Source organism: Shigella sp. SIG6 (assembly GCF_053555815.1).
Genome location: NZ_JBQZXC010000153.1, coordinates 1 through 7,303 on the forward strand (window position 1 = coordinate 1; position 7,303 = coordinate 7,303).

The 7,303-nt window shown below is 51.6% G+C and carries 5 protein-coding genes and 2 pseudogenes; 1 reads left to right on the forward strand and 6 read right to left on the reverse strand.

The genetic code is table 11. The features are described 5' to 3' along the window. Positions 1-685 (forward strand): HNH endonuclease family protein (locus tag ACUU1M_RS17610; protein ID WP_449144711.1); only part of this gene is annotated, 685 nt, incomplete at its 5' end. Positions 686-753: 68 nt separating this feature from the next. Here ACUU1M_RS17610 and yjiA read toward each other — a convergent pair. The 6 genes and pseudogenes from yjiA to ACUU1M_RS17640 form a co-directional block, all read right to left on the reverse strand. Next, positions 754-1,710, reverse strand: a complete 957-nt coding sequence (gene yjiA / locus ACUU1M_RS17615; RefSeq protein ID WP_001297640.1) for a GTPase — start codon at positions 1,708-1,710, stop codon at positions 754-756. Positions 1,711-1,720: 10 nt separating this feature from the next. Continuing rightward, positions 1,721-1,924: a YbdD/YjiX family protein gene (locus tag ACUU1M_RS17620; RefSeq protein ID WP_000467859.1), complete on the reverse strand. Its 204-nt coding sequence runs from the start codon at positions 1,922-1,924 to the stop codon at positions 1,721-1,723. Positions 1,925-1,973: 49 nt separating this feature from the next. Next, a complete protein-coding gene (gene btsT / locus ACUU1M_RS17625; RefSeq protein ID WP_005072437.1) occupies positions 1,974-4,124 on the reverse strand; it encodes a pyruvate/proton symporter BtsT in 2,151 nt (716 codons plus the stop codon). A gap of 392 nt (positions 4,125-4,516) precedes the next feature. Further along, entirely contained in the window at positions 4,517-5,029 is a 513-nt protein-coding gene (locus tag ACUU1M_RS17630; RefSeq protein ID WP_001175449.1) for a 4-hydroxyphenylacetate 3-monooxygenase reductase subunit, read from the reverse strand. Positions 5,030-5,046: 17 nt separating this feature from the next. After that, positions 5,047-6,605, reverse strand: a pseudogene (hpaB, locus tag ACUU1M_RS17635) (4-hydroxyphenylacetate 3-monooxygenase, oxygenase component). 226 nt (positions 6,606-6,831) lie between these two features. Then, a pseudogene (locus ACUU1M_RS17640) lies at positions 6,832-7,303 on the reverse strand (MBL fold metallo-hydrolase); the annotation flags it as partial.

The window sequence follows — 7,303 nt, forward strand, 5'->3', positions numbered from 1 at the left end:
AGGGGTAGATGAGTGGATTCCTCCGGTTATGGCATTCATGAATCGAATGGCTCGTACAGAAGATTTTAATTTAGATGATTTTTCTCAATTTATTACCGCCTTTGAGAAGGTATATATGCATGGGTGGTTAAAAAAACAAATTAAAAGCCAAAGAGAAATGGTTTGTTATTCAGCTCTGGTAGCAATAAATAATGATATGCCTTTTGATTCTGTGATAAATCAGATAAACCAACATGCAGATAATTCAGGTTTTATACCTGCTCTGGATGAAGATTTATATGAGCCTCGTCCGAATCAAGTGAACTTAATAAAAGCAATTTTGCTTCGCTTAGATATGGAGCAACAAGATGAGAGCGTGATTAAAACCTATACGGGGAGAATCACAATTGAGCATATTCTTCCTCAAGCATTAGTTAATGAATACTGGATTAATAGATTCCAACCTCAAGAGCATGTCTACTGGCTGCATAAAATAGGTAATTTAACACTCATAAGTGGTTCCAAAAATTCTGAAACACAACACTATGATTTTATCAAAAAGAAATCTATTTATGAGAAACTTAATAGTAAAAGCTCTTTTGATTTAACAAAAGATGTTTGTAATTCTTCAGAATGGGGATTGGCTGAACTGAAAATGAGACATGAAAAAATGAAAACGCAATTGAAGAAGCTTTGGTTGGTCTGACATATCTAAAGAGTTCCACTCGTAATAATGTTGCGGTGGAACTCTCAAAAAGTTGATCTTTCCCGAACTTACTTCCTCAATCCCGCAAACGCCGCCCGAATCTCTTCCTCCGGCAACTGAATCCCGATAAACACCATTGTGCTATGCGGTTTTTCATCGCCCCACGGCCTGTCCCAGTCGGCGCTGTAGAGGCGCTGGACGCCCTGGAACAGCAGGCGGTTAGGTTCGCCGTCAATCCACAGCATCCCTTTGTAACGCAGCAGTTTATCCGCCGATTCCAGCAGCAGGTTTTCCATCACGCGGGAAACTTCGCTGATATCTACCGGGTAATCCAGTTCCACCACAATTGACGAAATATCGTTTTGTTTATCCGCGATAAAGTGGAAACGCGGTTTGGTGCTGACGACGTTCTCTTCCAGCATAAAACCGTTGGTGTTGAACAGCAGGCCCAGGTCGATGTCGCCGTGGGTGACGGTGTAGACCGGTGCGCGGGCGTTGATGCGCGCCAGGCGTTCACGCAGTTTCTCTGCTTCGCCTGCGACGTCGGTTTTAGTCAGCAGAATACGGTCGGCGTAGCCCACCTGGGACTGGGCGATGGTGAACTGGTTCATCTGCTCATCGGCATGTACCGCATCCACCAGCGCAATCACGCCGTCCAGCAGGTAGCGCTGGCATAAAATCTCATGGGAGAAAAAGGTCTGAATAATCGGGCCGGGATCGGCCATGCCGGTGCATTCAATCACCAGACGATCGAACTGAATATTGCCCTTGTCGAGATTATCCAGCAGGTCGAGTAGTGCGTCCTCCAGCTCGTTGGAGCGCGAACAGCAGATGCAGCCGTTGGTCAGCGTTTTGATCTGCGTGGCGCGGTCGCCAATCAGTTGATCATCAACGGAGACTTCGCCGAATTCGTTTTCAATCACGGCAATCTTGTAGCCGTGTTGTTCGTTAAGAATATGGCGCAGCAGGGTAGTTTTGCCCGCGCCTAAAAAACCGGTGAGTAGGGTAACTGCAATCGGGTTCATGCTCTCTCCATTAACAACAGCGCATACCGCCTTTACCATCGCCGCCGTAGCGCGCGTTCTGGCGTTCGCGGAAGAATTCTTCATAGCTCATGTACGGCTTGTCGGGATGGTTGGTCTTCATATGCTCGACGTAGTTGTCGTAGTCTGGAATACCAATCAACATCTTCGCCGCCTGGCCGAGATATTTTTTTGCCTGTCCTAAGTTACCAAACATAGTTCACTCTGATAAGAACAAAGCCCCGCCGAAGCGGGGCTAAACACGGTTAGTGGTGCGAAGAGATCTTCACGCCGCCTTCCGGGATTGGAACGTACGGTGTTTCTTTGTCAGTACGTTTGTCGCTGTTACGCACCGCAAGCCAGGTTTTGAAACCGTAGAAGATGATGCTGTACACCACAATCAGGAACAGAATACTCAGGCCTGCGTTGGTGTAGTTGTTCACAACGATGTGGTTCATGTTGGCAATCTGCTGCGCCGTCAGGTCAGTACCGTTAGCAATCTTCTCTTTGTACTGGCTTGCCATGTAGAAGAAGCCTTCCATCTGCGGGTTGGTGCTGAACAGTTTCAGACCCAGCGCCCAGGTGGTGCAGATAAGCAGCCATACAGCCGGAACAACAGTTACCCAGATGTATTGGGTGCGCTTCATCTTAATCAGCACAACGGTGCCCAGTACCAGCGCTACGGCTGCCAGCATCTGGTTGGAGATACCGAACAGCGGCCACAGGCTCTTAACGCCGCCCAGCGGATCGACCACGCCCTGATACAGCAGGTAGCCCCACAGACCCACACAGCCCGCAGTACCGATGATACCGGCAACCAGAGAGTCGGTTTTTTTCAGGAACGGGATGAAGTTACCCAGCAGGTCTTGCAGCATAAAGCGGCCAGAACGGGTACCCGCATCCAGCGCGGTCAGGATGAACAGGGCTTCGAACAGAATACCGAAGTGATACCAGAAGCCCATGTCAGCCATCGGCAGCACTTTGTGGAACACGTGAGCGATACCTACCGCCAGCGTCGGCGCACCACCTGCACGGTTCAGGACAGAAGGCTCACCAATGTTTTTCGCGGTTTGCAGGATCTGCTCTGGCGAAATCACGAAGCCCCAGGAGCTGACGGTCGCTGCCGCGTGTGCGGTAACGTCTTTCAGCTGCGCCATGATGATCGGCGCGTTCTCGCCACCCATTTCATGCAGGTTAGGCATGGTGATGCCAAGGCCAGCAGGCGGGGTGTTCATCGCGAAGTAAAGACCCGGTTCGATGATGGACGCTGCAACCAGCGCCATAATCGCCACGAAGGACTCCATCAGCATTGCGCCGTAGCCAATGAAACGCGCGTCGGTTTCGTTAGCCAGCAGTTTCGGCGTCGTACCGGAAGAGATCAGCGCGTGGAAGCCAGATACCGCACCACAGGCGATGGTGATGAACAGGAACGGGAACAGAGAGCCTTTCCACAGCGGGCCAGTACCGTCAATGTACTGGGTCATCGCAGGCATTTTCAGTTCCGGGTTCAGCACCACGATACCCAGCGCCAGGCCGACGATAACGCCGATTTTCAGGAAGGTTGCCAGATAGTCGCGCGGTGCGAGGATCAGCCACACCGGCAGCAGTGCGGAAACAAACGCATAGCCAATCAGCGCGAAGGTAATGGTGGTGTCTTTAAAGGTCAGTGCCGGACCCCAGTACGGATCGTGAGCAATCACGCCACCGAAGTAGATAGAGGCAACCAGCAGCACGATACCAATAACAGAGACTTCACCCACACGCCCCGGACGGATAAAGCGCATGTAGATACCCATAAACAGCGCAATCGGTACGGTTGAGCAAACGGTGAAGACACCCCACGGACTTTCGGCCAGGGCTTTAACCACAATCAGCGCCAGAACGGCGAGGATGATGATCATGATTAAGAAACAGCCAAACAGCGCGATAGTCCCCGGTACTGGCCCCATCTCTTCTTTGATCATCTCACCGAGAGATGCGCCGTTACGGCGAGAGGAGATAAACAGCACCATAAAGTCCTGTACCGCACCGGCCAGCACTACCCCCGCCAGCAGCCACAGCGTGCCAGGCAGGTAGCCCATCTGCGCGGCGAGAACCGGTCCCACCAGCGGACCAGCACCGGCGATAGCGGCGAAGTGGTGACCAAACAACACGTAACGGTTGGTCGGAACGTAGTTCAGACCGTCGTTGTTAATAACCGCAGGCGTCGCGCGCGTGGGGTCGAGTTTCATCACCTTCTGGGCGATGTACAGACTGTAGTAGCGATACGCCACCAGATACACCGACACAGAGGCGACCACGATCCACAGGGCGCTGACGTGCTCCCCCCGACGTAATGCAACTACCGCGAGGCAGAATGCACCGATGATTCCGAGAATCACCCAGGGTATGTGCTTGAATAGTTTTTTCGTATCCATAGTAAAACCTGGCATTTTACTCGTCGTCTTTTGGCTTACAGGTGCGGCAGCTGCGTTCGTTCACCTCTGACACTTACTTTTGTAAGCTCCCGGGGATTCACTCACTTGCTGCCTTCCTGCAAACCAAAATCCATAGAGTAATTTGTTAATCATAGGCCGAAGCCGTTCTAGGTTTGCGTTGCGTTTGAGGAGGTAAATTGACCGCTATCCTGCAGTGATGTTGCCAGAGATACGTGCGCGTAAAGTAAGGTAAATAACTGAGTGGTTATTTTAGGGATGTAAGCGGTCAGGAATGGCGGTGAGCGGTTGGGCAAGAATTATTCATCGGGTAGATATGTGATTGAGATCACAATAAAAATGCCCCTTCGACGAATGCGTGAAGGGGCTGGAGCTTAAATCGCAGCTTCCATTTCCAGCATCACCGGATGGAAACGGCGTTTAAAGTAAATAAGTCCGTGACCTTCTGCACTGAGGATGATGTTTTTAATCTCCACCAGATACACCAGATGTGTGCCAATCGCCTGCACATAGCGGATCTCTCCTTCAAGACTGGCCAGCGAACCTTTTAGCACCGGCTGCGCCAGCGGACCTTTTTGCCAGCATGAGAGGCTAAAACGCTCTTCCATCGCCATGCCTGTCATGCCCGCGAAGTGGCGCGCCATCAGTTCCTGCTCATGGTTGAGGACGTTGACGCACAACTTGCCGTTGCCCTGAAAAACCGGGTTCATCGCACTGTTGGCGTTAATGCACACCATCAGCGACGGTGGTGTATCCGTGACCGAGCAGACAGCCGTTGCCGTAATCCCGCATTGTCCGGCGTCGCCCTCGGTGGTGATAATATTTACCGCTGCCGACAGGCTGGCCATCGCGTCATGAAAGCGCAGGCGTTGTTCATCTAATTGCATCTTAACCTCCTGCTGCGTTATTTCAGCAGCTTATCCAGCATGTTGATATCGTCGTTGTTGTGCAGGTGCGGCACAGTCCAGCCGTTCTGGTCGTATTCCGACAGGCAGCGATCAACCATCGCCATCATCTTGTCCATATTGCCGGAGCTTTGTGCCTGGCGCAGACATTGCAGGCGAATCTCATCCTGGCTACCGGAGTAGTTGATTTCATACAGCTCGTGACGACCACCAAATTCGCTGCCAATGGCGTCCCACATCAGTTTGAGGATCTTGATGCGCTGGACGTGATCCATACCGTTCGAACCGCGCACATACTTCGCCAGATACTGGTCGATCTGCGGATTGTTCAGGTCACGGGCACTGGAAGGGAGGTAGATCAGGCCACTGGTAACGTTGCGTTCTATAATGTTTTTGATCTTCGCGTAGGCCATTGGTGCCAGTACGCGATAGGTTTGCAGTGCGGCATGATCCGGTAAATAAGCCCCGTTGACCCACGGCGTCGCTTCTGAACACATCGAGTCACTCAATGCCCAGAAGGTGTTGCGCCACGCCACCACTTCACCGAGATCGGCCTGCACACCACGGAACTCCAGGGTGCCGGTACATTCGAGTGATTTTTTCAGCAGTGCCGTAATGAAGTCGAGTTTCACTGCCAGGCGCACACAGGCTTGCAGCGGATACATACGGGCGAAACCGCCTTCCATCGTCCAGCGACGGCAGCGATCAAAATCGCGGTAGATCAGCACGTTTTCCCATGGGATCAGTACGTTATCCATCACCAGAATCGCATCGTTCTCATCGAAGCGGCTGGAGAGCGGGTAGTCGTATGGCGAGCCGGTAGCACCCGCGACCATCTCATAAGAGGCGCGGGAGATTAATTTCACGCCATCGGCATCCATTGGCGCAACGAACATCAGTGCGAAGTCCGGGTTTTCGCCCATCACTTGTGCCGAGCCGAAGCCAATCATGTTGTAGTGAGTCAGCGCCGAGTTGGTGGCAACCACTTTCGCACCGCTGACGATAATCCCGGCGTCAGTCTCTTTTTCCAGCTTGATGTAAACGTCTTTCACTTTATCGGTCGGCAAATGACGATCGGTGGGTTAACAATCGCGTGGTTAAAGTAGAGGCCAGTTTCCTGAATACGGGTATACCAGTTACGGGCGTTCTGCTCGAACTGACCGTAAAAGCCCGGATTCGCGCCCAGTGCGCAACCGAAAGCGGCTTTGTAGTCTGGGGTACGGCCCATCCAGCCATAGCTCAGGCGTGACCATTCAGCGATGGCGTCGCGTTGCTGGCGCAGGTCGTCGGCACTTTTCGCCACGCGGAAGAATTTATGGGTATAGCCGCCGCTGCCGGTGTCGGTGTTCCAACACAGAGAGTCCTGCATCTCCGGTTTGTGCAGCGCGTCGTACAGTTGGGCAACAGACGCTGCCGCATTACGAAATGCCGGATGAGTGGTGACGTCTTTCACTCGCTCGCCATAGATATAGATCTCGCGACCATCCTGCAGGCTTTTCAGATACTCTTCCCCGGTGAAAGGACGTTGGGTACTGGCGCGGAAATCTTCTGGTTTCATGTCGACCTCTACAGTATTAATCGGAATACGATTGTTAATTTTGTGTGCTGTTTTTGTTATTTAATTGAAGCGTTGAACGCGGTTGTCGGGAAGAGACGTTTCAGGCGAACGTTGGTACTTTTCGACAGCAAGGTGGAGTTAAATAGTAAACTGCGATCGTGATCAACTTACAGTAAGGCAAATCATAATATTCCCCGCTAACAAGGGCTAACGGGGACGGAATTTTTTATGGGGCGAATGGAATGGTAATCGTCATATTTTCATGACCAACGACGATAGGGCCTGAATAGTTTTCTGTGCTTCTTGCTTCCATGTTTCATCCGGAACGGTGATTGGTACCAGGTGGCTAAGGATGAGTTTTTTCACTTTTGCTTCATTGGCAATTTTGCCTACATCCTCAATAGTCGTATGGTGAGAAGCAATGGCTTTTGCCAGTGTTTTACCATTGCCAATACTGTCTGCCAGCTTAGCGACGGAGGGCTCATGTACGGCCTCATGCACAAGTATATCAGCGCCTTCTGAGAAAGTTGCCAGTGGGGGAAAGTACGAGGTATCTCCTGAGAAGACAATTCGCTTGCCTTGTGTGTCGAAGCGATAAGCAAAAGCCTCACCGTCAGGGAAAGGAGAATGAGGGACCTTTAATGCAGTCACGGTCACGGTATCATCTTTATAAACTACGCCTTCACCAACATCTTGAG

Excerpts from the sequence above, each read along its gene's own strand:
- ACUU1M_RS17620 (WP_000467859.1), bottom strand. The coding sequence starts at position 1,924 with ATGTTTGGTAACTTAGGACAGGCAAAAAAATATCTCGGCCAGGCGGCG.
- btsT (WP_005072437.1), bottom strand. The coding sequence starts at position 4,124 with ATGGATACGAAAAAACTATTCAAGCACATACCCTGGGTGATTCTCGGA.
- ACUU1M_RS17630 (WP_001175449.1), bottom strand. The coding sequence starts at position 5,029 with ATGCAATTAGATGAACAACGCCTGCGCTTTCATGACGCGATGGCCAGC.
- yjiA (WP_001297640.1), bottom strand. The coding sequence starts at position 1,710 with ATGAACCCGATTGCAGTTACCCTACTCACCGGTTTTTTAGGCGCGGGC.